Source organism: Haloarcula sp. CBA1131 (genome assembly GCF_008728975.1).
Lineage (GTDB): Archaea > Halobacteriota > Halobacteria > Halobacteriales > Haloarculaceae > Haloarcula > Haloarcula hispanica.
Genome location: NZ_RPCY01000001.1, coordinates 1949576 through 1974115 on the forward strand (window position 1 = coordinate 1949576; position 24540 = coordinate 1974115).

Here is a 24540-nt window from a genome sequence, read left to right on the forward strand (position 1 = left end):
GGACCGATGGGTTCATTCTGGCCCAGGCCGAACGGGAAACTGACAATGCGCGTTCGCGACTGGCAGGACATTCTCGAAGACGTGATGGAGAGCAATGCCAATCCGGGGGACTGGCGCGCTGTCGGGGGCGACCGCGCGAACGGTATCGGCGAGGACATCTACTTCGGTCACCCCGACGCCGGTGTCTACCAGCTCAAGACCTACGCGAAGAACCCCTTCGAGGTACAGGGCGTCGGGTCACAGGTGGCCCGCCGTATCGACGACGACATCGACCCGCTGTTTCCGAACGACGGGTCGGGCATCTTCGGCGTCCAGCAGGGACCGGAAGACGAGGACGACGCCAAGGAGAAGGCCAAGAACCTCGAAACGGTACTCGAAACCCACGCGGACGCACCCACGTCGCCGCAAGCGCTGCTTGAGGACATGATGGACGCGATGGACTCCCCGGCCTACGGCCCGATGGAGTTCGACCACCACGACCGGCCCGACCAGATGACCGAACTCACGGAGACGTTCGAGGAAGCGGAGGAACTACTCGACGCGGAGTTCGAGGACGTCATCGAGGAAGACGTAGCGCGGGGCTTCTACTGATGGCCGAACCGACGCGCGCCACCGGTTTCGGGGGCCGCTAATGGTCGGTCCCTCGATGACGGACGCCGACCGGAAACGCTTCCTCAGATACACGCAGGTCGGGTTCGCGCTTCTCATCGGCGTCTCGATGGGGCTGGTGACGTTGTACGGCGGTGCGGAACTGCTGGTTGTCGCCGGAATGTTTGTTGGCGGAACCGTCGTTGGCGGTGGCCTCGCGTGGTACATCATCCCGGAGAGCATCGCGGAAACGCCGTACGAGTCAGTCGACAGAGGTCCGAAACCCGGCGCAAAAATGAAGCAACGTCGGCAGGAAAACGACGGCTCCGGACAGCGGGCATCCGAGGACGACGGCCGACTCTCACAGAACCGCGACTAGAGGAAATCGTCCTGCATCGCGGGGTCCTGCTGTTCGGATGCCGTCTGGTCGAAAATCTCTTCGTCGAGTGTCTCGGTCTCTTCCGTCGTAGTGTTGTAGGCCGAAATCCCTCGCTTCAGGAGGTCTTCGACGGCCTGGTCGCGGTTGAGGAACTCGCCCTGTTCGACGAGTCGCTGGATGTCCGAGTCCACCTGGTCCGGAAGTGACACCTTGATCTTGCTCACACTTGCCGCCTATACTGTTCGGACATAAAAACCCACCCCTGGTTTTGGGAGGGGTGAAAAAGGCGCACGCGCAGATGCGCGGAACCGTCACACACTTGCCGGCGGCCGACACGAACCAGAGTGTGAACGCGAACGACCGAGCGATTACCGCGCTGGTCATGCTCGCACACGGGCTGGTCCACACCTACGAGATGGCGGTCCCGATATTCGTCGTCATCTGGCTCACCGAGTTCGACCTCATCAACCTCGGCATCGCCCAGTTCGACGTGACGACGGCGACCGTGGGCGTCATCGTAACGCTGGGCTATGGCCTGTTCGGGGCCGGCGCGCTCCCGGGCGGTATCGTCGTCGACCGTATCGGCTCCCGCCGGCTCATCACGGGCTGTCTGCTCGGTATGGGGGGCTCGTACATTCTGCTCGGACTGGCCCCGAGTATGGTCGTTATCGCGCTGGCGCTCGTCCTCTGGGGACTCTCGGCCAGCGTCTACCACCCGGCCGGGCTCTCGCTCATCAGCAAAGGCGTCGAACAGCGCGGAACCGGGCTGGCCTACCACGGTGTTGCCGGGAACCTCGGTATCGGCCTCGGCCCACTCGTCGCCGCAATTCTCCTGCTGGTCGCCGAGTGGCGGACGGTCGCGCTCGTCCTCGGCGTTCCCGCGTTGCTCGCCGCCGTCTACGCCTCGCGGGCGAGTTTCGACGAGACGGCAGCCGTGACGACTGCAACCGACGGCGGGTCGAAGGCCAGCAGCGGTATCGACTCGCTCGGGGAGTTCCTCACGGAGAGCAAGCACCTGCTGACAGGGAGCTTCCTGCTCGTGTTCGTCGTCGTCATGTGCTCGGGGCTGTACTACCGCGGCGTCCTCACCTTCCTCCCGGAACTCCTGCGGGACCTGCCGGGCTTCGAGCCCATCCCGATAGAGACGTTGTTGCCTCCCAGCGTCCTGTCGGCGCTCGGTATCGAGGCCGGGACGGGCCAGACGCTCAAGCCACAGGACTACTTCTACGCCGGACTGTTGCTCATCGGCGTTTTCGGCCAGTACGCCGGCGGGAAACTGAGCGACCGAATTCCCGTCGAGTACGGTATCGCCGGCTCGTTTCTGGTGCTTGCCGTCCTTGCAGTGCTGTTCGTTCCGGTGTCTGCCATGGGATTCGGTCCGTTAGCGGTGCTTGGTGCGCTTCTGGGCGTTGCCCTCTTCGTCGTTCAGCCGATGTATCAGGCCGCAGTCGCGGAGTACACGCCCGCCGGCACGCGCGGACTCTCGTACGGCTACACGTATCTGGGCGTGTTCGGCGTCGGCGCGCTCGGCGGCGGGCTGGCCGGGTCGATTCTGGCCTTTGCGAACGCGACGGCGCTGTTCGGGACGCTCGCCGGCATCGCCCTTGTCGCCGTCCTCGCGGGAACCGCCCTCGCGCGGCGTTCGTGACTGCCTGAGACCGGGGACAGGCCGTCGCATCGCTTGCTATTTCTGTCTGTGCGATGTACCTGCCTCTCAGATGGACGCCGCAGTCATCGTCCCGGCCTACAACGAGGCGGAGTCGCTGGCCCGCTGCCTGGCTCCCTTCGAGTCACAGCCCGTCGAACTAGTCGTCGTGGTCGGCGGCGACGACGGCACAGAGCAGGTGGCCCGCGACACGCCCTTCGTCGATACTGTCGTCCGGTGCGACGAGGGTGGGGCGGGAATCGCCAGAAACCGCGGAGCGGCGGCCGCAAAAGCCCCGATACTGCTGTTTACCGACGCCGATACGGTCGTCCCCGAGGACTGGGTCCGCCTGCATCTCAGGCACTACACCGACGACGATGTGGTGGGGGTCGGCGGCCCCGCACGCCCGCTCGAAGACAGCCTCAAACACCGCGTGCTGTTCAAACTGCTGTCGGACTACTGGTATCGGGTGTCCTGGCCGCTGGGCTTCGTCCAGCAACCGGGCTTCAACTGTAGCTTCCGGGCCGACGCGTTCGAGGCCGCGGGCGGCTTCGACGAGGACATCCCGTTCATGGAGGACACGGAGCTCTCCTTGCGGATGAAAGAGTACGGCCGAATCGTCTACGACGCCGACTCCTGTGTCGCTACGTCGGCCCGCCGAGAGGCCGACGAGGGATATCTTTCGCTGTTCGCGAAGTACGTCCGCGGATACGCGAACCACTACATCCTCCGCCGGGAGTTCGATGCCGACTATTTCTGAGAAGGGCAGCCTTTTCAACACACACCCCGGAGCAGTGACACGATGAGTAGCTGGCGGTCACTGTCCCGACGTGCTGTCGAACAGGTACGGTCGGATTTCCGGGACGACCCCTATCTCCGCTACGTGCTCCTGCTGTCGACTGTTATGGTCGGGTTCTGGTTCTGGCACCGCATCCCGAACTTCGCGACCCGTGACGAGTACAGTCGTCTCCTTGACGCGATGGTCGTCTACGGGTCGGTCCTCGAAGAACCGAGTTTCGAGGGGCTCAAGGCCGGCGTCGAGTGGGGCCGGGCCCCCTTCGGCGCGACGCTGTACCTCTATGCGCTGGCTATCCTCCCCGTCGTGCTCGTCGCCGCCATCACCGGCGACCTGGGCGCATTCACCACGATTGCCTTCCCTAGCTGGGAGTTCGGCCACTACGAAGTCTGGGCCGCCACGCCAGAGTGGATCTGGACCTGGAGCCTGGTCTTCATCCGGCTAACCAACGTCGTTGCTGCAATCTGTGCCGTCTACCTCACCTACCGCCTCGGCGTCGCACTCGAGGGCCGCAACGCCGGCCGGCTGTCGGCCGTCGTGCTCTCGCTGACCTTCGGCTTCCTCACCATCTCGAAGGAGGCCGGCGAAGATATGCCGGCGCTGGTGTTCGTCCTCCTCGCGCTGTACCTGCTGGTCAGGTACGTCCAGACGGACGACGGAACGCTGTTTCTGGCGGCGAGCGCCGCCGGCGGTGTCGCAATCGCGTTCAAACTGACGGCCGCGCCGGTCGTCCTCCTCATCGGTGTCGCCTTCCTGCTGCGTGCCCATGCCGCTGACGCGCCGCTGACGGAGACGCTGTACCGGCCGAAGCTCCTGCTGAGTGGCGCACTGCTCGGGTTCGCCATGATTGTCCTCGGGTTCCCAACCGCGCTCGTGGCGGGAGCCGAACCGTTCATCGAGCGGGTCTTCGGCGGCTCGACCTCGCGGATGAGCCATCCGACGGGCCCCGACGCCCCGATGTGGTGGTGGTTCCTCCGGGGCTACTTCAGCGCGCTGGGGCTACCGCTGTTTGCCGCGGCCGCAGCGAGCGTCGTGGCGACCGTCGCAACCATCCGTGACCGCGGCTCTGCCTTCCACGGCACCGTCCTCGTTCTGACGGGACTGGTGGCCTACATAGCGATGTTCTCCCAGTGGCACGACTTCCGCGTACACCACCTCCTGCCGACCTTCCCGCTCATCGCCTTACTCGTCGGGGGCCGACTGGTGCAGCTCCGCGAGCGCTCGACCAGTCTCGCTCGCCCGGTGTTGGCCGTTCTGCTGGTGACGACGGCGGTCTACGCCGGTATCGGGACGGCACAGTTCGCATCCATGCCCCGAGACGAGGCGACGGCCTGGCTCGAAGACAACAGCGACGAGGGCGACGTGGTGGAGACCTACCGCGTCCACATCCAGGACACCGCCGTCCCGCATTCGATGACTGCCCGACACGTCGCCGGTCAGGACTCGGAGGCGGAGGAGGCGATGGCCTGCCCGCGGTACATCCAGGTCGGGTATCGGGATCTGCTGTATCTCAAGGAGGACACCTACTACCGGAACGGCGACGCACAGGCGACCTACCTCCGGAATCTCCTGAACGAGGAGTACAACTACAGAATCGTCGCCGAGTTCGAGGAGCGGCCGCCGAACTTCGTTCCCCAGCGACCGACCCCCGGGTCGTTCACCGACCTGCTGCGGCTCGGTGTCGTCCCGCACACGGACCAGTTCGCCGACGAGCAAGAACTCGCGGCGAACCAGTACACCCTCATTCTGGAACGGGACGGCGAGTGCGACACGAGCCGGCATCCGCCGTTCTGAGCCGTTTTCTCGACTTCCCGCTCCGTTTTCCGCCGACTACTCCGTCGTCAATGACGTGACGTCGAGCCGAACGGAGGGATACCAGCCCGCGAGCGAGGGCAGGTAAATACTGAGGAACCGGTCGACGAAGATGATAGGGATGATGACCTCCGCTGGGATACCCAGCGCGACGAACACCGCCGTCGCCGTGGCCTCGGTGATGCCGATGCCGCCGGGCGTCAGCGGCAGAAGCGTCACGGTGTACGCGACCAAGAGATACAGCGGCAACGCGACCAGCGGTTCGAACGCGACGCCGAAACTCCCCAGCAGCAGGCCGACGCGGACACCGGGTGCGAGCACGAGGTCGACGGCCCAGCCGACCGCGTAGCGGAGCCACACTGCCGGCTCGCTCGCGAGCGACCGAAACGTCGTGGTCGAACTGTCGGTAAACTCCAGCAGGCCGTCGAGCCGTGCCGCGAGTCCCTCACCGAAGCGTGGAACCCGGACCGCGACCCCGGACAGCAAGCCGATGAGCCGGTCCAGATACGAGAGATTGAGGCCTCCAAACAGGATGGCGAGGCCGGCCGCGAAGTAGAGGCTCGTCGCAAGCGCTAACAGCAGGAGGAGTTCGAGCCGGAGCAGTGGAATCGCTAGAACGAGCCCTGCGGTCGCCGCGACGCCGTAGTATATCGCAAAGATGCCGGTGTGAAGCGCCGACGCCGCGGCGGCGTCGCTGTAGGCCATTCCGGTCTGGCTCCGGAGGACGAACGGCGCGGCCAGCCGTCCCGAGAGCCGCGAGGGGAGCAACTGATTAACGAAGTTCACGATGAGCGTCGTCCCGGCGGCGGTCCGGAACTGGACCGGTGCGAGCGGGGTGATTACCGCGTACCACGAGTAGACCCGGCCACAGATGCCGAGCGTGCTGACGGCGACGATAGCGAGCACCGTCTGAATCTTGACGCCGGCGAGCAGGTCGACAGCGCTGGCGATGTCGAACTGCGTGAGTAGCCATGCCAGCGCAACGACGGCGAGACCGTACTGGGCGACCGTGATCCCCAGATCACGAGCCCGGCTCGTCACGGCGTCTCGCCCCTGTGTAGCCGTGTCGCGACCGTTTCGCCATCCGCCAGCACCGCCTGTACGGTCGTGAACTCGAAGTCCTGCTGTAAGATCCGCTCGACGGCCCGTCGCATCCAGTCACCGGTCCTGACGTACACTCGCGTCGGCACCCCCTCTACGGCCGGCAGGTCCACCAGTTCCCACGGGTGGACGTACAGCATCGGCGTGATGCCCCGGCGGGCCAGTAGCCTCATGCCCAGAATCGTGTACCGCGGGCCGAAAAACCGGAGCCAGGTCCCGGTGAGGGGCAACTGCAGCCCCGGCATGACGCTCGCCGGGAACTCGGTGATACTGTCCGGCGCGTCCGGGTGCACCGCCGACGCCGGAACCGGTCTGTGGATGTCGTACTCGCCGCCGTACCACCCCGGAATCGACCGGCTTGAGACGACGCTAGAGTCGTACGTGTATCCGATGTCGGCCAGCAGGTGGAAGTGGTCGTCAGTGATGTCGAAGGCGGGCGCGCGGAACCCGGAGACCTGCTCGCCGGTGACCCGCTCCAGCACGTCCTTCGACTCGGCCAGTTCCGCCCGTCGCCCGTCGCTGTCGAGGTCCGAGAGCAACTGGTGGGTGTGCGTGTGCGACGCGACTTCCAGTCCCGCATCCGCAAGTGCCCGGACGGCGTCGGGGTGGGACTGGGCGACTGATGACACCACGAACGCGGTGGCAGTCGCGTCGTACTCCGCCAATATCTCCCTGAAAAACCGGCCGCCGTCGAGACCGACGCCGTCGCGGTCCGTCGTCCCCGACGCGCTCCGGTACGCCGGCGTCTGGGTGAACAGCTCGAAATCTATCGACAGCACCGCGCGGTTACTCATCCTGCTTGTCCTCGGTTTGTAGCTGGTGTTCCTCCAGTTCGCTCCGGAGGAGGCTCAGCTCCTCGTTCAGCCGCGACAGCCGGTCGTACATGTGCCCGATGCGGTTGAGCAGGTACGTCACCGCCACGAACAGCGTCAGGTTCGAGATGACGAGGATGGCCCGGGCTTTCCACTCCAGGCCCAGCAGCCGCGCCACGACCTCGAACACGTTTGGGACGATGGCGACGACGATGAGCCCCGCGCCGAGCAGCAGCGACATCACGAACAGCTCCAGCGATTCGCGTTCGCTTCTGACGATGATGTACCCGTTCGCGAGGAAGGCCAGGCCGACGACCAGCGACAGGAGGTTGACCAGTGAGTAGTCGAATCCAAAGACCATGATTATCGAAAGAGGAGGACGCGAAACACCGTGTCAGTCATGCGTAGCGGGTAGAGTACGAGCGTGTCGAGGCTGAACTGCGACTCGCCCTCGTCCCGGATCGGCATCTCTATCGATACTTCTTCGATCCGCTGGCCGCGCTGGGCCGCGTCGAGCGTCTGTTCGACCGCCCAGTGGTTGTCCGAGCGGTGGAGGATGTCCTGTAGCGCCGACACGCGGTAGACGCGGAAGCCGCTCGTCACATCGGTGATGTCGATGCCGCCGAGCTTCCGTACGACGGTCGTGAAGAAGGTGATTCCCAGCCGCCTGATGAGCGGGTAGTCGTCGATGCTCTCGTTCAGGTAGCGGCTGCCGATGACCATGTCCGCGTCCTCGGCGTGGGAAAGCAGGGTCGGAATCTTCTCCGGGTCGTGCTGGCCGTCGGCGTCGACCTGCACGACGAAGTCGTAGTCGTGGCGGATGGCGTACTGGTAGCCCGTCCTGACGGCTCCGCCGACGCCGGTGTTAAAGACGTGTGTGACGACGTGTGCGCCGTGCTCGCGAGCGATGGCCGCGGTGTCGTCCGACGACCCGTCGTCGACGACGACCACCTCGTCGACGTAGCGGCTCGTTCCGTCGATCACCGACCCGATGGTGGACGACTCGTTGTACGCGGGGATGACGGCGACTGTTCGCACTGGTGGAAACGCCGCTAGCAGCGAACTTAGAATTGTCGTTCTATGGAATGGTCCTATTCTGGTCTGTGAGCCCGCACTCGACCCGGCAGCATATTTCGTTCCCTGCGGGGACTCGCAATCGACATCGGTCATGATGAATAGGGCAAGAATGAAAACACACCGCGCGGTACGTACTGGCATGAGTGTCGAGCAGGAGCAGACGGAACGGACCATCAGGTGTCTGGTGGCGAAAGTCGGACTCGACGGGCACGACCGGGGCGCACACGTCATCGCGCGGGCGCTCCGTGACGCTGGCTTTGAAGTGATTTACTCAGGGCTCCATCGAGCGCCCGACGAAGTCGTGCAGGCCGCTGTGCAGGAGGACGTAGATGTTGTCGGCATCTCCATTCTCTCGGGGCGCACAACACGCTGGTCCCAAAGATTCTCGACGGGCTAAGAGAGTATGACGCGTTCGATGACCGGCTCATCCTCGTCGGCGGCATCGTCCCGGATGACGATCAGGAGGAACTCCGCGGCCAGGGCGTCGACGAGATATTCGGCCCGGGCGCGTCCATGGAGGAGATGATCGACTACATCCACGAGAACGCGCCCGAGCGATGAGCGACCTCGTCGCTGACCTGCTTGCGGGCAAGCACAGCGCCCTCGCCAGAGTCATCACACTGATAGAGAACCGTTCGTCGGGGTACCGAGAGATAATTTCCGACCTCCACCAGCACACCGGGACAGCCGACGTTATCGGCGTCACGGGCAGCCCCGGTGCGGGCAAGTCCACGCTGGTCGACAAGGTCGCAGCGACCTACCGCGAGCAGGGCCAGACCGTCGGCGTCATCGCTATCGACCCGTCCTCGCCGTTCTCCGGCGGCGCGGTGCTCGGCGACCGGATACGGATGGCCTCGAATGCCGGCGATATGGACATGTTCTTCCGGTCGATGTCCGCTCGTGGCTCCCTCGGTGGGCTGTCGACGGCGACGACCGACGCCGTGACCGCGCTGGACGCGTTCGGCAAGGACAAGATCATCGTCGAGACGGTCGGCGCAGGCCAGAACGAGGTCGACATCGTCCGCACCGCCGACACCGTTGCCGTGCTCGTCCCGCCGGGCAGCGGCGACGACGTGCAGATGCTCAAAGCCGGCATCCTCGAAATCGGGGACGTGTTCGTGGTCAACAAGGCCGACCTCGATGGGGCCGACCGGACGGTCCAGCAACTCCGGGAGATGCTGCAGGGGCGGAGCGGACGGCCGGACTCCGGCCATCACGGCCCGACCGAACTCGCCGGTGACCACGGCGACGCGTCCGACGACGACTCCGATGACGAGGACGACGGGTCGGAAACGTGGAACCCCCCCATCGTGGAGACAGTCGCCAATCGGGGCGAGGGCGTCGAAGATTTCCTAGATGCGCTGGCCAACCATGGGGACTACCTGGACCGAACCGGCCGCCGAGAGGGCCAGGCGCGGGAGCGCTTCGCCGCCGAGATTCGGACCCTGCTTCGGGAGGACGCCAACGAACTACTGGTCGACGAACTCGACCGCCGCGGCGGCATCGAGCAGTACGTCGATGCCGTTATCGAGCGAAACACCGACCCGTACACCGTCGTCGACGAGGTCCTCGCGCCGCTCCGTGCGTGTCTCGACGAGCGTCGCGACGGGGCCTGAGTACGAGGCTGGCACCCACCGGACTGAGAAAGCTCTCGGGCAATCGACACCTGATGCTCGTCCAGCATGTATAACACACTCCGGGCCCCAAGATATCAGTATGAGACTCCGCAAGGCGCTCGGGGCGGTCGTTGGTGCGGTCGGCGCGACAGCCGCTGCCAACCGCGTGCTGCAGTCGCGGGCCGGCGCGTTCGAACCGATGCTCGACGGGGAACAGGGGACGTACCGCTGGCGCGGGTTCGATATTGCGTACACTGAAGCCGGCGACCCGTCGGACCCGGACCTCGTGTTGTGCCACGGCATCAACGCCGCTGCCAGCAATCACGAGTTCCACACGGTGTTCGACACGCTGGCTGAGGACTACCACGTCATCGCGCCGGATCTGCCGGGCTTCGGGCACACGGACCGGCCGCCGCTGCTGTACTCGGCGTCGCTGTACACGGCCTTCGTGCGCGATTTCATCGAGGACAACACCACCGATGCGACCGTCGTCGCGTCGTCACTGACCGGGGCCTACGCGGCCAGCGCGGCACAGGAAGTCGACGTCAAGGAACTCGTCCTCATCTGCCCGACGGACAGTTCGATGGGTAATCGTACCGTCTGGCTCCGCTCGCTGCTCCGCGCGCCGGTCATCGGCGAGGCCATCTACAACCTTACCGTCTCGAAACCCTCCATCCGGCACTTCCACGCCGACCACGGCTACTACGACATGGATAATCTCACCGAGGACGTCGTCGACTACGAGTGGCAGAGCGGCCACCAGCCCGGCGCGCGGTTCGCACCGGCGTCGTTCGTCTCCGGCTTCCTCGACCCGGAGGACGACCTCGGTGAAACGCTGGCCGGCCTCGACGTGCCCGTGACGCTGGTCTGGGGCGAGGACGCCGACATCACGCCGCTGTCGGAGGGTCGCGACCTGGCCGAACAGGCGGACGCGATGCTCGTCGTGTTCGGTGACTCGCTGCTCCTGCCCCACGTCGAACACCCCGGTGAGTTCGTCGACGTGGTCCGCGACAGAGTGACGTCGGTAACGGTCGAGAACTGAGTTCTAGCGCGGCCGGAACACGACGGCTCTGTCGCCGGTCGTCACGCGCTCGCCGACGTCGATCCCGACCACGTCGCCGATGGCAACGTCGTCCGGGTCCACGTCACGGACGAGTCCCGTGACCGACACCGGTCCGAAGTCGGCGATGGCGGTGACGTAGGGCGCGTCGTCCTCGAACTGCGGCGTCGGGACCGTAATCGTCGTGTGGCTCGCGATTTCACCGGATTCTGGCAGATCGACCGCCGAGAGTTCCTGGTCGTGGCAGCGCGGACACACTCGCCGGGGCGGCAGCCAGCCGTGGCCGTTCGAACATTCGAGGTAATAACCGTCGTCCGATTCGATGCTGTCGAGCCACTCGTCGTACTCGCCGTCTCGTGCGGATTCGGTCATTCTTGCACCTCCATGACGTGGACGGTCGTAGACGCGACTGTACCGCCCGCGTTGTGCGCGACGCCGATGGTGCTGTCCGGGACGGCGTCGGCCCGCGGGTGCGACCCATCGAGGAGCCAGGCAACGGTCGCCAACTGGGCGACACCGGTCGCGCCGACCGGGTGACCTTTGGCTTTCAGCCCGCCAGAGAGGTTTATCGGGAGGTCGCCGTCACGGGTCGTCTCCCCGTTGCGCGCCGCGGCGATGCCCTCACCGCGCTCGTAGAAGCCCAGCGATTCGATTGCGAGTACTTCCGCGATAGTGAAACAGTCGTGGACTTCGGCGAAGTCGACGTCGTCTGGACCGACGCCGGCGTCCCCGTAGGCCTCTTCGGCGGCCTTGTCGGCGGCGGGGGTCTGTGCCAGATGCGGGCGGTCCTGCAGTGCGAGATTGTCGCCGCCCTGTCCGGTGCCGGTGATGGCGACTGGGGCGTCCAGGTCGTGTTCCTCAGCGTAGGCCTCCGTCGTCAGGACGGCAGCCGCGGCCCCGTCAGTAATCGGACAGGAGTCATAGAGGCCCAGCGGGTCCGCAATCGTCGGGGCCTCCATCGCGTCCTCGACCGTGATTTCCTGCTGAATCTGGGCGTGCTCGTTGACCAGCGCGTGCTCGTGGTTCTTGACGGCGATGTGAGCGAGGTCCTCGTGGGAGCCGCCGTACTGGTCGAAGTACGACCGGGCCATCAGCGCGTACGCCCCGGGGAAGGTCATCCCGGCGCGGACCTCGTAGAGGTCGTCGGCGGCGATAGCGAGCGCGTCCGTCGCCGCCGCCGTCCCGATATTAGTCATCCGCTCTGCGCCGCCGACGACGACGACCTCCGCTTCGCCGTTCCGGATCGTCTTGACGGCTTCACGAACGGCCGTACCGGCTGATGCACAGGCCGCTTCGACGCGGGTCGCCGGAACGTCCAGGCCAATGGCCTCGGCCATAAGCGGGCCCTGATGGCCCTGGTGTTCCGCGAGCTCTCCCATGAAGTTGCCGTAATAGAGGGCTTCAGCGTCGTCCGGGTCGATTCCGGATTGCGATAGCGCTTCGAGTCCGGCCTCGGCGAACAGGTCTCGGCCGGTTCGCTCGGGGTGTTTCCCGAAATGTGTCACGCTAGCCCCGGCGATACGTGGGTCTGACATTATCTCCCAGTGTGCGCTGACGGCTTAAATGCCTACTGCTCGGATGCTTAATTAGCGCATATTCGGGGCCATAAACGCCTAAAAACGGGGTATGGGTTCTTAATCGAGGTTATCTCCCACGAAGGATCTATTGCCCAGAAAGGAACTATCCCCGCTTCAGTTCACGATCTCGGCGATACGCTGGGGTTCTCCCGACAGCGCGGGTTCCGGCTCGACCATCTGCAGCACTTCGTGATCGGTCACGTCGGGATACGACTTCTGGATGGCGTCCTCGATGAGGGCCTTTTCGAGGCGGAACTCCGTCCCCTCGTAGACGACATCTACGCCCTGTTCGTCGAACGACAGTACAGTCATGCCGCGGATTACGCACGGCACGAATAAAAGGATAGTCTCTCGCGCGGCCACACTGATTCAGGTGCTTCGACGGCCGCTCGACGTAACACGCGCTCCGGTCAGTCCGTCAGGATTGTTACGAGTCGCCGTCGCTGCCGACTCGGATGACCTGCAGCAGGGAGTACACCGGGACGCCGCGGATGTCGCCGACGCCGCGCTTGTCAGCCAGCACGACGCAGGCCACGGGGTTGCCGCCCTGTTCGTGGATCGCGTCGATGGTTTCGCCCATCGTCTTGCCGCTCGTGATAGTGTCGTCGACGACGTAGCAGTCGCGGTCCCGGATCTGCGCGAAGTTCCGGGAGAACGAACCGTCACTGGTCTCGCTCTCGTCGTCGTCCCACTGGTGTTTCGTCGGGGCGTACGTCCCGAGGTCGGTTTCCAGTTCCCGGGCAACAGTCGTCGCAAGCGGTGCGCCGGCCTTCTCGATGCCGATGGTGAGGTCCACGTCGTCGCCTTTCTTCGAGAGCAGGTCCGCCATCGCCGCCCCCGCGTGGTACAGCCGGTTGCTGTCCCGCCCGACGGCGGACCAGTCGACGTGGATGTCGTGGGGACCGCCGTCGTCGCTCGTCTCCGGTTCCGTGCCGGTGCCGCTGCGTTCGACAAGCCAACTCGCCGTCTCGCGGGAGACGTTGAGCTCGTCAGCGATCTCGCCCTTAGAGAGGCCACGCTGTGCCAGGTCGGACGCGCTGTCGACGAGGTCGTCGATATTCTTCATACCACCATCTCCGTGTGCGAGGATTTAATAGGCAGTGTTCTTCACTTACCGAAAATTTATTTACAACATCAGTTGTATATCTCTAGCGGCTGGGTTTCACTCCCCCTGCCGTCCGGGACCAGGTGGGACCACCGTTGGGTCACCAATGTTCCCCACCACTCCGACCCGGCCGACGTCAACCGTCTCACGGAGCATGGTTGTCCGCGGGACCGCACGCACCAGCGGTACAGGCGGGACTCTCCCACCGTTCCCGTCCATCGTCTCTCCGAACAGAACCCGGCTAGCGTCTCGAATCCCGGACCAGACACCGATTCGGCCGTTCCTGTACCTCGTTTCAGTTGTCGCTCACTTCAAAGGTGTAGAGGCGCTGCTCGCAGGTCGGACAGACGAGCGTCTCGTCGGGGTCCTGCCGTGGTCCCAGATGGCCGCCACAACACGACACCGACGACGACTCGACCAGTTCGGCGCCACAGACCGGACACCTGTCGAGAAACATCCGGAAGGCCTCCGCACCGGCGATTCTGAGCCGCTCGTCGTCGAGACGCTCGCCGAGGACCTCGTACGCCGCGAGCTCAGCGACGACGACCGGTCGAGGAAGGAGCTGCTTGTGGTCGGAGCCGAGTGCGACCCACTCCGCGTCGTCGGCGTACGGTTCTGTGTAGTCGACTCGCGGGAGCGACGCCTGCAGCGCCGTCGAAAGCGAATCGAGCGAGCGGTCGGCCAGTTCGTCCATTCGCTCGTGCCACGCCGAGTCGATGGCCGTCGCGAGAAACAGTTGCGCTCCCTCGACTTCGATGACGCCAGCCGCCGATAGCTCCCGGAGAACGGTCTCGCCGTCCATCCCCACGTCGTCGGCCAGCGATTCGCTTTCCTGGCGAGTCACATCTTGTCGGGATGACTCTCTGTGCGATGGCTTTCCGTGGAACCACTCGTCCGGGACCGGTGACGCTGCCACCAGCCGCGGGGCAAATTCGGGCGTGTACGGAACCAGATACCCCCGAAGGTAGACCACTGCGACGCCGACAACGGCGACCAGCAGGCTCGCCCGCGGGCGGTTGCGTGCGCGAAGGAACACAACACCGATTCCAACGAGCCCCAGATTCAGGACAGTACACGGCCAGCATCTGTTCTCTCCGGTGTGCGACTCGTCGCTGAGCGTTCTGAGTGCGTCCATCGGATCTGTTTCCTTCGGTGCGGACTCCCGGCTCATGTTCGGACATCGGTATGCAGTCCCAAAATTCTTTAACAACAGCTGTGGTACAAAGTGCCATGAGTGATTCGCCGGTGACATACACCACGCTCGGGTCGACAGGGCTCGACGTGTCCCAACTCTGTCTCGGAACGATGAACTTCGGGAGCGCGGAGCCCTGGATGCTGAACGACGAGGCTGAGAGCCGCCGGATACTCGAACGGGCGCTCGATCTCGGTATCAACTTCTTCGATACTGCCAACGCCTACTCGAACGGGGAGAGCGAGCGGATTCTGGGCAGTGCAATCGACTCCGCTCGCCGCGGCGAACTGGTCATAGCCTCGAAGGTATACTTCGATATGCACGACGGCCCGAACGGCAGCGGGCTCTCGAAGAAACACATCATCGATCAGTGTCACGCCACCCTGGACCGCCTCGGCGTCGACTATCTGGACCTCTATCAGATCCACCGGTGGGACGACGACACGCCCATCGAGGAGACGCTGGACGCGCTGACGTATCTGGTCGACGAGGGGCTGGTCCGCTACATCGGCGCGAGTACGATGGCCAACTGGCAGTTCCAGAAGGCGCTGTACACGGCGGATATCGAGGGGTACGAGCGGTTCGTCTCGATGCAGCCGGAGTACAACGCCGTCGACCGCCACGAGGAGGCGAACCTCTTGCCGGTGTGCGAGATGGAAGGAGTCGGTGTCATTCCGTGGTCTCCCCTGGCCGGCGGCTTCCTGGCCGGGAAGTATGAACGCGACGACGACCTCTCCGAGGGCCGAGCAAGCACGGACGAGTACACAGCAAACCGGTTCAGCGACGAGAACTGGGCGGTCCTCGACGAGGTGCGGGCGATTGCCGACGCGAAGGGCGCGACGCCGGCACAGGTCAGTCTGGCGTGGCTCTGCCATCAGGACGTCGTCGACGCGCCGATTATCGGCCCGCGGACCATGGGCCATCTGGAGGAGAACGTCGAGGCACTCGACATCGAGTTAACTGACGAGGAGTGCGCCCGAATCGAGGCTCCGAAACAGCCACAGTGGCCGGTCGAGGGCAAGGACTGACCTGTGGACCTCGATAGATAACCATGCACGTTAACTGCGTACTCAGTTTCCCTGTACACACATGGACGACAGCGAACTAACCGATGTCCTCGAAGATGCCGGTCTCTCCCCGTATCAGGCGGAGGCCTACGTGGCGTTGCTGGGGTTGGGGACCGCATCGGCGACCGACATCGCTGACTCCTGTGACGTTCCGGACCCGCGGATCTACGACGTGCTCCGGGACCTGGAGACGAAGGGGTATATCGAGACGTTCCAGCAGGATAGCCTGACCGCCCGCGCCCGCAATCCGGACGTAGTGCTTGAGGACCTGCGGTCCCGGTCGAGCAAGTACCTCGACGCCGCAGAGACGATCGAGGAACGCTGGAACCAGCCCGAGATATCAGACCACGAGGTCAGTATCGTCAAGCGGTTCGAAACGGTCGTCAGCCGAGCCCGGGAGCTCATCGAAGCGGCCGAAAACCAGATTCAGGTCGGTGTGGACCCGGAGCAGTTCTACGCGGTTCGTGAGGAACTCATTGCCGCCCACGACCGCGGCGTGAACATCAAACTCAGCATCTGTACGGGTCCTGGCGAGGAAGTACCGCCGCTTTCCGACATCGAGGGGACCTGTACGGAGGCTCGGAACCGGGAGATCCCGGCCCCGTTTTTCGTGCTGGTCGACCGGACCTGGACGTGTTTTGCGCCTCACCACGACTCAGTCAACGAGTACGGCGTGCTCGTCAAGGACCGGACCCACACCTACGTCTTCCACTGGTTCTTCCTGACCTGTCTCTGGGAGATCTGGGACACACTGTACACCGAGCGGACGCCGGAAACCCCGACGACGTACGTCGACCTCCGCCACGCCGTCCGGGATATCGAACCGCTGCTGAACGAAGATGCGACTATCGAGGCCGTCATTGAGGGGTACGACACGGAAACGAAGGAGTCGGTCGAGCTGACAGGGCGCGTTACCGACATCGACTACACCGGGAGTAGCATCGGTCGGAAGGACCCCGTCCCACTGGCACAACTGGCCGGTCGAATCAGTGCGACGCTGGTCACCGACGACGGGACGTACGAGGTCGGTGGCTGGGGGCCGTCATCGAGGAAATCGAAGCGACCGAGATTACAATTACGGACGTCACGTACGAGTGACACAGACGCCGTTTTTTCGGGATCAGTAAACTCTCCCTCAGTTTTCGCGTTTGAGCTCCTCTATGTGGCAAACAGCTGTTTGACCTATCCCTGCGTATATATACTGAAAGATTTATACGATGTCGAATAGTCAATAATATATCACGATTGCCAGGCTGAGGCCGACAATTAACAACACCTGTGGTTAATTATGGACAACCTTTAAGGTGTGTCCGGGATAGCTCAGAATAGATATGTCGGACAATGGCACAAGCGGCGAGCGGAACTCGACAGGCGTCTCCCGGCGACGGTTTGTCCGTGCCGCCGGAGCAGCAGGTGTTGTCGGTGGACTGGCAGGCTGTGCGGACTTCGTTGGTGGTGGCGATGGCGGCGACGGGAGTGACGGTGGCTCGACTGACGACGGTAGCAGCGGCGAGACGACGACGGTCCAGTGGGGCTTCGACCCGGTGGCCGTCCAGAACAACGGCGACGCAATCAAGCAGGCACTGCACGACAACGGCCTGTCGGACGACATCGAGATAGAGTTCGTTCCGCGCGACCAGGACACCGGTGCGGCCCGGTCGAACTACAACCGACTGCTCTCGGCCGGCGAGACGAACCCGGATATGTTCCTGATGGACAACGGCTGGACGAACATCTTCATCCAGCGGGGACAGCTCCAGAACCTCTCGCAGACGCTGCCGGAGGAACTCCTCTCGGACGTGTCAGACAACTACTTCTCGGCGTTTACGGACACGGCCCGGAATCCGAGCAACGGTGACCTGTTCGGTGTCCCGGTGTTCCCGGACTTCCCGACGATGCAGTACCGCAAGGACCTCGTCGAGGAAGCCGGCTACAGTCCCGAAAGCAACAACTGGGCGACCGAGCCGATGACGTGGGAGGAGTGGTCGAACATCGCCGCGGACACCTACGACAACGCCGACGTTGACTTCGGCTTTACGACCCAGTGGGATATCTACGAGGGAACCTCCTGCTGTACGTTCAACGAGGTCATGTCCTCGTGGGGCGGCGCGTACTTCGGCGGCCGCGACAACCTCTTTGGCCCAATCGGCGAGCGGCCGATCACGGTCAACAACACCGAAGTCATCAACTCCCTCAACATGATGCGGAAGTTCGTTCACGACGAGGAGTTCGACGGGCAGTTCGAGGGCTACGGCGGCGGCTTCACCCCTACCGAAATCCTCGGCTGGAAGGAGGAAGACGCTCGCGCGCCGTTCGTCAACGGCAACGCCGTCTTCCACCGGAACTGGCCCTACTCGCTGGCGCTCGGCGGCCGCAACCCGGAGGAGACCGAGGACCCGGCGCTCGGCGAGAACCTCGGCGCGATGCCGATTCCGTACGCCGTCTCCGAGAGCGATGCGGCACAGCCCGGTACGGGCGGTACCACGGCCGCCCTCGGTGGCTGGCACATGACGGTCAACCCCAACAGCGAGGACTTAGACGCCGTGACACAGGTCATTCGCGCCGCCATGGAGCCGGACTTCCAGCTCACGCTGCTGTCCGTCCAGGGGTGGCTGCCGCCGCGGCCTGAACTGTTCAACTCCAGCGAGGCCCAGAACGTGCCCGTCGTTGGCCGGTACATGGACACGCTGCAGGTCGCTGGTAACAACACGATGCCGCGCCCGGTGACGGCTGTCTGGAGCGATCAGTCCAGCAAAATCGCACAGCAAGCGAACCGCGCAGTCGGGCAGGAAGCCTCCTCGGCCGACGCGATGGCGACGCTAGAGTCCGCACTGCAAGAGACCGAGCAGTCCTGAAGCCACGGGCAACCGTTACAAAACCACCCCTGTGATTATTTACCATGACACATTCAAACGACGGACGGAGGTAACCGAATGAGTACAGAAACCGGCCGTGAATCCAGACGCTCGGGGGCACTCGTCAGCGTGATGCGGTGGATGGAGAACCTCAGCGACACGCAGTACGCGTATCTGCTGTTGGTGCCCGTGTTCGTCCTTCTGGGCATCGTCGCGCTGTACCCGCTGTTGCGCACCTTCGAGCTGTCGCTGTTCGCGCTCTCGGCGGACTTTTCAAGCACTACCTTCGTCGGCGCTGGGAACTACGTCGAACTGTTCACTGGCGAAAAGAACCGGTACCTGCCGGGCGGAACGACATTCCTTCCCGAAGGAGTTGGCACGAGTGCATTGCTGAACAGCGCGCTGGTCGTCACGATAATCTTCGCCGTCGTGAGTGTACTGTTCGAGACACTCATCGGCCTCGGACAGGCACTCATCCTCGACCAGGACTTCTACGGGCGGCGGTGGATTCGCGCGGCCATCATCATCCCGTGGGCTGTCCCTATCGTTATTCAGGGGATGATATTCTTCCTGATGTTCAATTCGAACGTCGGGTTCCTGACGCCACCGCTTGCTGACCTTGGATTGCTCGCGCCGACGAACACGCTCAACGACACGGCAAGTGCGACGTTTATCATCATCGTCGCCGATATCTGGAAGACGTCGGCGTTCATGGCCCTGCTCATTCTGGCGGGGCTGCAGAGCATCGACCGGGGCCTGTACAACGTGGCGAAGGTCGCCGGCGCGACGAAGTGGCAGCAGTTCAAGCTCATCACGTTCCCGCTCATCCTGCCGACTATCGGCGTTGCCGTGCTGTTCCGGTCGGTGCAGGCGATGCGGGTATACGGCATCATCGACACGGTGTCGAGCTGTACCGTCGTGCCGTCGCTGTCGTGTATGGTCGTCGCGACGTTCACCACCCGTGAGGGGACGTCCGCGGCCATCGCGTTCGTGACGGCCGCCATCATCGGGACGGTCGTAATGGGACTCATCGTCTGGCAAGGGGAGGACGCGATCTAACATGGCGGCGCCAACCGACACCCAGGAGCAGTCGAGCGACGGACCGCTACAGCGCTGGACCCAGAGCGCCATTCAGGACCCGGAAAAAGTGTACCGGGCGCTGTTCTACGCGGCGATGGTGTTTTTCCTGGTGACGACGCTGTTCCCCTTCTACTGGCTCATCGTGCTGGCGGTGACCCCCGATGGGAACCTGCTTTCGGGCAGTTTCCTCCCGACAGTGAACCTCTTCGGCGTCAGCGGGACGTTCCCGCTGCCGGTTCCGAAGGGCTTCAACCCGGGCGCGTTCGTCACCGTCTTCGAACAGGTGCCGTTCCACCTGTACATGCTGAACAGCTTCGCGCTGGCGGTCACGACGACGGTCATCGTGCTGTTCGTCGCCAGCCTCGCCGGCTACGTGTTCGGCCGACTCCGGTTCCCCGGCCGCGCACTGCTGATGCTCGGTATCCTGGCGATCAGCTACTTCCCGCCGGCCGCGTTCGTCATCCCGCTGTTCCAGGCGTTCGCCGGCAACGCCCCCATCACGATACCGTTCACATCCATCCCGCTGTTTACCCCACCACGGATGCTGAACACCCCGGGATCGATGGTGCTGCCGTTCAGCGCGCTGTTCATGCCGCTGTCCATCTTCATCCTGACGACGTTCTACGGCCAAATACCGGACGGCCTGGAGGACGCCGCACGGGTCGAAGGAACGACGCGGTTGGGAGCGCTGTTCCGGGTCATCATGCCACTGTCTGCGCCAGGCGTGGCGACGGCGGCCGTGCTGACGTTCATCGCCGTCTACAACGAGTACTTCTTCAGCTCGATCATGGCGACTTCGCCGGAGGCGGCCAAGTGGTCGCCTATCGTCGGCGGGATTCTCAGCTACCAGACCCAGTACACCACGCAGTTCAACCTCATGGCGGCGGCGAGTATCGTCGGGGTCCTCCCCGTCGTCATTCTCGTGATTGTCGCACAGGAACGCATCGTCAGCGGACTGACCTCAGGCGCACTCAAGGAGTAACACAATGGCAAGAGTACGACTCGAACACGTAACGAAGCGCTACGACGACCAGGGTGACGTGGTCACCGCGGTCGACGACATGAACCTTGACATCGACCACGGCGAGTTCATCTGTTTCGTCGGCCCCTCGGGCTGCGGGAAGTCGACGACGATGGAGACCATCGCCGGGCTCACCATCCCGACCGAGGGCGAGATATATATCGGCGACCGCGAGGTGACGAACCTCCCGCCGAAGGACCGCGGCATCGCGATGGTGTTCCAGAACATCGCGCTGTTCCCGCACATGGACGTGTACGACAACATCTCCTTCGGGCTGCGGCTGCGGGACTACCCGCAAGACGAGATTGACCGCCGCGTCGAGCGGGCCGCGGACATCGTCCAGCTAGAGGGAATGCTCAACCGGATGCCCGAAGAGATGTCCGGTGGACAGCGTCAGCGCGTCGCCATCGCCCGCGCTATCGTGCGTGAGCCCGACGTGTTCCTGATGGATGAGCCGCTGGCGAACCTCGACGCGAAGCTCAAGGTCCATATGCGGACGGAGCTTCAGCGCCTGCACAAGGAACTGGACACGACGATCATCTACGTGACCCACGACCAGGAGGAGGCGATGACGCTATCCGACCGGATCGCTGTCCTCGATTCGGGGCAGCTCCAGCAGATCGACCCGCCGCTGACCTGTTACAACGAGCCGGACAACCTCTTTGTCGCCGGGTTCATCGGCTCGCCGTCGATGAACTTCGTCGAGGGGACAGTCACCGAGACCACACTTGAGACGCCGAACTTCTCCCTCGAATTCAATCCGTCGTCCATCGAAGGCGTCGGAGTCGGTGACGACGTGACACTCGGCATCCGCCCGGAGGACATCTACCCGGGCGAATTCAAGTCAGAGGTCCCCGACCCGTCGGGAATGATTACGGCGACGACCGACATTCTCGAACCGATGGGTGACGAGATATTCGCCTACCTGCTGCTGGGCGACGGCGAAACGTCGATGTCTCAGGAACTGGCGACGAACGACCAGTTGCTGATGAGCATCGATCCCGACTCGGACCTCGAAGAGGACGACGAGATCGGGGTCGTCATCGACCGACGGAACGTCCACCTGTTCGACTCGGCCACCGGCGACGCGATCGTCCACGACCTCATCCCGTACGAGGCCGAAGGCACTGCATCCAGTAGCGAAGTAGAATCAGACGACTGATATGAGCAGCCACCTCGCGATGCTGTACTGGAGCGGGATGCTCGTGCTGTTTTTCTTCTGGGCGTACGGTATCGTGTCGTTTATCCTGGACCTGAAGAACAAAATCGTCCCCGGCATCATCCAGTATCGGCGCGGTCGACGCCGTGAGAAGGCAAAGCAGGAACAGGAAGAGGAACGCGAAGAGCGTGAAAAGCAGTTGTATTAACCCGACACCGGGTGCAGACTTCGAGAGACATGACTGAGACCGTTCGGATAGGCATCATCGGACTGGGGAACATCGCGGCCATCCACTGTACCAACCTCCGACAGCTCGACCAGCCGGTCTCGATAGCGGCGGGCGTCGATGTCGACGCCGACGCGCGCCGCCGGTTCGCCGAGACGTACGACGCGGCGGTGTACGAGGAAGCCGCGGCGATGTTCGAGACGGTGGATGCCGTGCTGGTGACGACACCGAACAAGTTTCACGAACAGTACGTCGTCGCAGCCCTTGAGGCAGGGCTAGACGTGCTCGTCGAGAAGCCGCTGGCCCACACGCTCGAAAGCGCCGAGCGGATCGCCGCGGCCGCCGACGCGGCCGACGGGTTCTGCATGGTCGGCTTCCACAACCGGTTCGCCGACCCGGTCCAGACGCTTGTGGGCTACCGCGATGCAGGCGATATTGGCGAGGTGTCTCACATCGAAGCGAACTACATCAGGCGTCGCGGCGTCCCCGGCCGGGGGTCGTGGTTCACGCGCAGCGACGTGGCTGGCGGCGGGTCGCTCATCGATATCGGCGCGCACGCTATCGACCTGGCGCTGCACGTCGCCGACCATCCCGAGGTCGTCGAGGTGTCGGGCGACACCCGCGCTCAGTTCGGCGTCGACGAGGAGTACGCGTACGTCGAGATGTGGGGCGAGGATCACGGTGCGGCCGAGTTCAGCGTCGACGATTCGGCGAGCGCCTTCATCCGCTGTGACGACGGGACAACGATCTCTCTGGAGGTCGCGTGGGCGACGAACCGGCCGGACAGCCAGGAGTACTACGTCCGCGGGACCGGGGCGGGCGCGAAACTCGACCTCGCGGACCAGTCGCTGACGCTGTTCGAAACCGCCGACACCGGCCGGATGCACCACCGGACGACCGACATCGAGACGCAACGGTCGGACCCACAGCACCGGGAACAGGCGCGGTTCGTCTCCGCAGTCAGAGACGGGACGCCGCCGTCGACGAACACCGTTGAACAGGCGCTTCGCGTCCAGCGTGTGATGGACGGAATCTACCGCTCCAGCGAGACTGGCACGGCCGTCAGTGTCGGTGAGGCAGAACCCTGAAGAAAGACTTAATCCCCAGTGTTCTCACTCTCTGCCTGGCATGAAAGTGATTGGTGTTACGCGGGACGACGACGACGGCCCACAGCTCTTAGAGCGGGAGCGACCGTCGCCTGACCCGGGCGAGGCACTCGTCCGGACGCTCCGCGTTGGTGTTGACGGCACAGACCACGAAGTCCTGAACGGGTCCCACGGCGGGTTCCCCGACGGGGCGGACCACATGGTTCTCGGACACGAGGCGGTCGGCGTCGTCGAAGAGCCCAATGGCACGGGGCTCGAGGCGGGGCAGGTCGTCGCGCCGACCGTCCGACGGAAACCGAACGGTGAGACGAACGACTACTTCCGCCGAGGTGAGCCTGATATGGCTCCGGACGGCGAGTACACGGAACGCGGCATCGTCGGTGACCACGGCTTCATGGCGGAGTACTTCACCTCGCCGGCGGATTTCCTCGTCCCGGTCCCCGAGTCAGTCGCGGAGCACGGCTTCCTCGTCGAGCCGCTCTCGATCACCGAGAAGGCCAACGAGCACGCCTACGCGACGCGGGAACCGTTCGACTGGCGACCGGAATCCGCCTGCGTGCTGGGCAACGGCTCGCTCGGCCTGCTGACGCTGTGGATGCTCGACCAGGAGTACGACCGGACCTACTGTGTCGGTCGGCGTGACCGACCCGACCCGACGGTCGACATCATCGACGAGATCGGCAGCACGTACGTCGATTCCCGCGAAACGCCGGTGGACGAACTCTCGGAGGCCTACGAGGCGATGGACTATATCTACGAGGCGACCGGGTTCGCCCCGCACGCGTTCCAGACGGTCAAGGCGCTCGACCAGAACGGAGTCGGCGTGTTGCTCGGCATCCCGGAGCCGTGGGAGTTCGAAGTCGACGGTGGTTCGCTACACAACGAGATCGTCCTGCACAACAAGTGTCTCATCGGCACGGTCAACTCACACGTCTCGCACTTCGAGGACGCCGTCGAGACCCTACAGGACCTTCCGGAGTGGCTGCTCGATGATCTGGTCACGACGGTTACCGACCCGGAACACGTCGAGGCGGCCTTCGAGGATGGGGACGACCAGATAAAGGCAGTCGTCGAGTTCGATTCGCTGTAACCCTCGGGCCGGACCGCGCCCGAGCTTTTTCACGGCAGTTTGGCCTGAACACCCCCCATTTAGACGGGGATATGTCGGTATATGTAAGATAGTAGATGTAAGATTGTGAGGTATTTACTCGCATTCGATTAATTTCTTTCTCCACTCAAACCCGAAGAATCGTGGGATATAGATGA

25 protein-coding genes and 2 pseudogenes are annotated in these 24540 nt (G+C 63.9%); 17 read left to right on the top strand and 10 right to left on the bottom strand.

Going from position 1 to position 24540, the window contains the following annotated elements:
• Positions 1-45 precede the first annotated feature (45 nt).
• Positions 46-591 carry a hypothetical protein gene (locus Har1131_RS09895; RefSeq protein WP_014040403.1) on the top strand — a complete coding sequence of 182 codons (546 nt, stop codon included), beginning with the start codon at positions 46-48 and terminating at the stop codon, positions 589-591.
• 40 nt (positions 592-631) lie between these two features.
• On the top strand, positions 632-967 hold the full coding sequence (locus Har1131_RS09900) for a hypothetical protein (RefSeq protein ID WP_129755170.1): 336 nt from the start codon (positions 632-634) through the stop codon (positions 965-967).
• On the opposite strand, the gene Har1131_RS09905 is transcribed toward Har1131_RS09900, so the two are convergent.
• A complete protein-coding gene (locus Har1131_RS09905; RefSeq protein ID WP_004518043.1) occupies positions 964-1191 on the bottom strand; it encodes a ribbon-helix-helix domain-containing protein in 228 nt (75 codons plus the stop codon). The two genes, Har1131_RS09900 and Har1131_RS09905, sit on opposite strands and share 4 nt — an antisense overlap.
• A gap of 74 nt (positions 1192-1265) precedes the next feature.
• On the opposite strand from Har1131_RS09905, the gene Har1131_RS09910 reads away from it, so the two are divergent.
• From Har1131_RS09910 to Har1131_RS09920, 3 genes are all read left to right on the top strand, one after another.
• The gene (locus Har1131_RS09910; protein WP_079891635.1) at positions 1266-2615 is read left to right on the top strand and encodes an MFS transporter; all 1350 of its coding nucleotides are present in this window, start codon (positions 1266-1268) and stop codon (positions 2613-2615) included.
• A gap of 70 nt (positions 2616-2685) precedes the next feature.
• Complete coding sequence (locus Har1131_RS09915) at positions 2686-3372, top strand: glycosyltransferase (protein WP_151146215.1); 687 nt, start codon at positions 2686-2688, stop codon at positions 3370-3372.
• 42 nt (positions 3373-3414) lie between these two features.
• On the top strand, positions 3415-5202 hold the full coding sequence (locus Har1131_RS09920; protein ID WP_050038086.1) for a glycosyltransferase family 39 protein: 1788 nt from the start codon (positions 3415-3417) through the stop codon (positions 5200-5202).
• A 36-nt stretch (positions 5203-5238) separates the two neighbouring features.
• Here Har1131_RS09920 and Har1131_RS09925 read toward each other — a convergent pair whose 3' ends face one another.
• The 4 genes from Har1131_RS09925 to Har1131_RS09940 are packed head-to-tail and all read right to left on the bottom strand — an operon-like array spanning position 5239 to position 8171.
• On the bottom strand, positions 5239-6261 hold the full coding sequence (locus tag Har1131_RS09925; protein ID WP_151146218.1) for a lysylphosphatidylglycerol synthase transmembrane domain-containing protein: 1023 nt from the start codon (positions 6259-6261) through the stop codon (positions 5239-5241).
• Positions 6258-7115 carry a polysaccharide deacetylase family protein gene (locus Har1131_RS09930; protein WP_064288079.1) on the bottom strand — a complete coding sequence of 286 codons (858 nt, stop codon included), beginning with the start codon at positions 7113-7115 and terminating at the stop codon, positions 6258-6260. The genes Har1131_RS09925 and Har1131_RS09930 overlap by 4 nt, the downstream gene beginning before the upstream one ends.
• Positions 7108-7494, bottom strand: a complete 387-nt coding sequence (locus tag Har1131_RS09935; protein ID WP_050038083.1) for a DUF2304 domain-containing protein — start codon at positions 7492-7494, stop codon at positions 7108-7110. Before Har1131_RS09935 ends, Har1131_RS09930 begins: the two co-directional genes overlap by 8 nt.
• Before the next feature lie 2 nt (positions 7495-7496).
• Positions 7497-8171 (bottom strand): glycosyltransferase family 2 protein, encoded by a 675-nt coding sequence (locus tag Har1131_RS09940; RefSeq protein ID WP_014040394.1) that lies wholly within the window; start codon positions 8169-8171, stop codon positions 7497-7499.
• 178 nt (positions 8172-8349) lie between these two features.
• Here Har1131_RS09940 and Har1131_RS09945 point away from each other — a divergent pair.
• The 3 genes and pseudogenes from Har1131_RS09945 (at position 8350) to Har1131_RS09955 (ending at position 10868) form a co-directional block, all read left to right on the top strand.
• Positions 8350-8771: pseudogene (locus tag Har1131_RS09945) on the top strand (cobalamin B12-binding domain-containing protein).
• A complete protein-coding gene (gene meaB / locus Har1131_RS09950) occupies positions 8768-9826 on the top strand; it encodes a methylmalonyl Co-A mutase-associated GTPase MeaB (protein ID WP_014040392.1) in 1059 nt (352 codons plus the stop codon). Before Har1131_RS09945 ends, meaB begins: the two are co-directional and overlap by 4 nt.
• A gap of 100 nt (positions 9827-9926) precedes the next feature.
• Entirely contained in the window at positions 9927-10868 is a 942-nt protein-coding gene (locus Har1131_RS09955) for an alpha/beta fold hydrolase (protein ID WP_014040391.1), read from the top strand.
• A 3-nt stretch (positions 10869-10871) separates the two neighbouring features.
• On the opposite strand, the gene Har1131_RS09960 is transcribed toward Har1131_RS09955, so the two are convergent.
• The 5 genes from Har1131_RS09960 to Har1131_RS09980 form a co-directional block, all read right to left on the bottom strand.
• Positions 10872-11258: a Zn-ribbon domain-containing OB-fold protein gene (locus Har1131_RS09960; protein ID WP_014040390.1), complete on the bottom strand. Its 387-nt coding sequence runs from the start codon at positions 11256-11258 to the stop codon at positions 10872-10874.
• Positions 11255-12421 carry a thiolase domain-containing protein gene (locus tag Har1131_RS09965; protein ID WP_151146221.1) on the bottom strand — a complete coding sequence of 389 codons (1167 nt, stop codon included), beginning with the start codon at positions 12419-12421 and terminating at the stop codon, positions 11255-11257. Before Har1131_RS09965 ends, Har1131_RS09960 begins: the two co-directional genes overlap by 4 nt.
• A 156-nt stretch (positions 12422-12577) precedes the next feature.
• Positions 12578-12775 carry a DUF5800 family protein gene (locus tag Har1131_RS09970; protein ID WP_008309112.1) on the bottom strand — a complete coding sequence of 66 codons (198 nt, stop codon included), beginning with the start codon at positions 12773-12775 and terminating at the stop codon, positions 12578-12580.
• A 115-nt stretch (positions 12776-12890) separates the two neighbouring features.
• Positions 12891-13529: a transcriptional regulator GfcR gene (gfcR, locus tag Har1131_RS09975; protein WP_014040388.1), complete on the bottom strand. Its 639-nt coding sequence runs from the start codon at positions 13527-13529 to the stop codon at positions 12891-12893.
• Between the two features lie 334 nt (positions 13530-13863).
• Entirely contained in the window at positions 13864-14739 is an 876-nt protein-coding gene (locus tag Har1131_RS09980; protein ID WP_151146224.1) for a hypothetical protein, read from the bottom strand.
• 59 nt (positions 14740-14798) lie between these two features.
• Between Har1131_RS09980 and Har1131_RS09985 the strand changes: the two genes are divergently transcribed.
• From Har1131_RS09985 to Har1131_RS10025, 9 genes and pseudogenes are all read left to right on the top strand, one after another.
• Positions 14799-15788: an aldo/keto reductase gene (locus tag Har1131_RS09985; protein ID WP_014040386.1), complete on the top strand. Its 990-nt coding sequence runs from the start codon at positions 14799-14801 to the stop codon at positions 15786-15788.
• Positions 15789-15849: 61 nt separating this feature from the next.
• Positions 15850-16925 (top strand): annotated as a pseudogene (locus Har1131_RS09990) (TrmB family transcriptional regulator).
• 233 nt (positions 16926-17158) lie between these two features.
• Entirely contained in the window at positions 17159-18682 is a 1524-nt protein-coding gene (locus tag Har1131_RS09995; protein WP_050007220.1) for an extracellular solute-binding protein, read from the top strand.
• 78 nt (positions 18683-18760) lie between these two features.
• Positions 18761-19741, top strand: a complete 981-nt coding sequence (locus Har1131_RS10000) for a carbohydrate ABC transporter permease (protein ID WP_151146227.1) — start codon at positions 18761-18763, stop codon at positions 19739-19741.
• A gap of 1 nt (position 19742) precedes the next feature.
• Positions 19743-20744, top strand: coding sequence for a carbohydrate ABC transporter permease (locus tag Har1131_RS10005; RefSeq protein ID WP_151146231.1), 1002 nt, complete (start codon positions 19743-19745; stop codon positions 20742-20744).
• A 4-nt stretch (positions 20745-20748) separates the two neighbouring features.
• The gene (locus Har1131_RS10010) at positions 20749-21945 is read left to right on the top strand and encodes an ABC transporter ATP-binding protein (RefSeq protein ID WP_014040381.1); all 1197 of its coding nucleotides are present in this window, start codon (positions 20749-20751) and stop codon (positions 21943-21945) included.
• Position 21946: 1 nt separating this feature from the next.
• A complete protein-coding gene (locus Har1131_RS10015; RefSeq protein ID WP_014040380.1) occupies positions 21947-22150 on the top strand; it encodes a hypothetical protein in 204 nt (67 codons plus the stop codon).
• Positions 22151-22179: 29 nt separating this feature from the next.
• Positions 22180-23256, top strand: a complete 1077-nt coding sequence (locus Har1131_RS10020) for a Gfo/Idh/MocA family protein (RefSeq protein WP_050038077.1) — start codon at positions 22180-22182, stop codon at positions 23254-23256.
• Positions 23257-23296: 40 nt separating this feature from the next.
• Positions 23297-24364 (top strand): glucose 1-dehydrogenase, encoded by a 1068-nt coding sequence (locus Har1131_RS10025; protein WP_151146235.1) that lies wholly within the window; start codon positions 23297-23299, stop codon positions 24362-24364.
• Positions 24365-24540: the final 176 nt, after the last annotated feature.

Bases quoted from the DNA above. Each gene is read 5' to 3' on its own strand.
- Har1131_RS09895 (WP_014040403.1), top strand. From the start codon at position 46: ATGCGCGTTCGCGACTGGCAGGACATTCTCGAAGACGTGATGGAGAGC.
- Har1131_RS09900 (WP_129755170.1), top strand. From the start codon at position 632: ATGGTCGGTCCCTCGATGACGGACGCCGACCGGAAACGCTTCCTCAGA.
- Har1131_RS09910 (WP_079891635.1), top strand. From the start codon at position 1,266: ATGCGCGGAACCGTCACACACTTGCCGGCGGCCGACACGAACCAGAGT.
- Har1131_RS09915 (WP_151146215.1), top strand. From the start codon at position 2,686: ATGGACGCCGCAGTCATCGTCCCGGCCTACAACGAGGCGGAGTCGCTG.
- Har1131_RS09920 (WP_050038086.1), top strand. From the start codon at position 3,415: ATGAGTAGCTGGCGGTCACTGTCCCGACGTGCTGTCGAACAGGTACGG.
- Har1131_RS09930 (WP_064288079.1), bottom strand. From the start codon at position 7,115: ATGAGTAACCGCGCGGTGCTGTCGATAGATTTCGAGCTGTTCACCCAG.
- Har1131_RS09935 (WP_050038083.1), bottom strand. From the start codon at position 7,494: ATGGTCTTTGGATTCGACTACTCACTGGTCAACCTCCTGTCGCTGGTC.
- meaB (WP_014040392.1), top strand. From the start codon at position 8,768: ATGAGCGACCTCGTCGCTGACCTGCTTGCGGGCAAGCACAGCGCCCTC.
- Har1131_RS09955 (WP_014040391.1), top strand. From the start codon at position 9,927: ATGAGACTCCGCAAGGCGCTCGGGGCGGTCGTTGGTGCGGTCGGCGCG.
- Har1131_RS09960 (WP_014040390.1), bottom strand. From the start codon at position 11,258: ATGACCGAATCCGCACGAGACGGCGAGTACGACGAGTGGCTCGACAGC.
- Har1131_RS09965 (WP_151146221.1), bottom strand. From the start codon at position 12,421: ATGTCAGACCCACGTATCGCCGGGGCTAGCGTGACACATTTCGGGAAA.
- Har1131_RS09970 (WP_008309112.1), bottom strand. From the start codon at position 12,775: ATGACTGTACTGTCGTTCGACGAACAGGGCGTAGATGTCGTCTACGAG.
- gfcR (WP_014040388.1), bottom strand. From the start codon at position 13,529: ATGAAGAATATCGACGACCTCGTCGACAGCGCGTCCGACCTGGCACAG.
- Har1131_RS09980 (WP_151146224.1), bottom strand. From the start codon at position 14,739: ATGAGCCGGGAGTCCGCACCGAAGGAAACAGATCCGATGGACGCACTC.
- Har1131_RS09985 (WP_014040386.1), top strand. From the start codon at position 14,799: ATGAGTGATTCGCCGGTGACATACACCACGCTCGGGTCGACAGGGCTC.
- Har1131_RS09995 (WP_050007220.1), top strand. From the start codon at position 17,159: ATGTCGGACAATGGCACAAGCGGCGAGCGGAACTCGACAGGCGTCTCC.
- Har1131_RS10000 (WP_151146227.1), top strand. From the start codon at position 18,761: ATGAGTACAGAAACCGGCCGTGAATCCAGACGCTCGGGGGCACTCGTC.
- Har1131_RS10005 (WP_151146231.1), top strand. From the start codon at position 19,743: ATGGCGGCGCCAACCGACACCCAGGAGCAGTCGAGCGACGGACCGCTA.
- Har1131_RS10010 (WP_014040381.1), top strand. From the start codon at position 20,749: ATGGCAAGAGTACGACTCGAACACGTAACGAAGCGCTACGACGACCAG.
- Har1131_RS10015 (WP_014040380.1), top strand. From the start codon at position 21,947: ATGAGCAGCCACCTCGCGATGCTGTACTGGAGCGGGATGCTCGTGCTG.
- Har1131_RS10020 (WP_050038077.1), top strand. From the start codon at position 22,180: ATGACTGAGACCGTTCGGATAGGCATCATCGGACTGGGGAACATCGCG.
- Har1131_RS10025 (WP_151146235.1), top strand. From the start codon at position 23,297: ATGAAAGTGATTGGTGTTACGCGGGACGACGACGACGGCCCACAGCTC.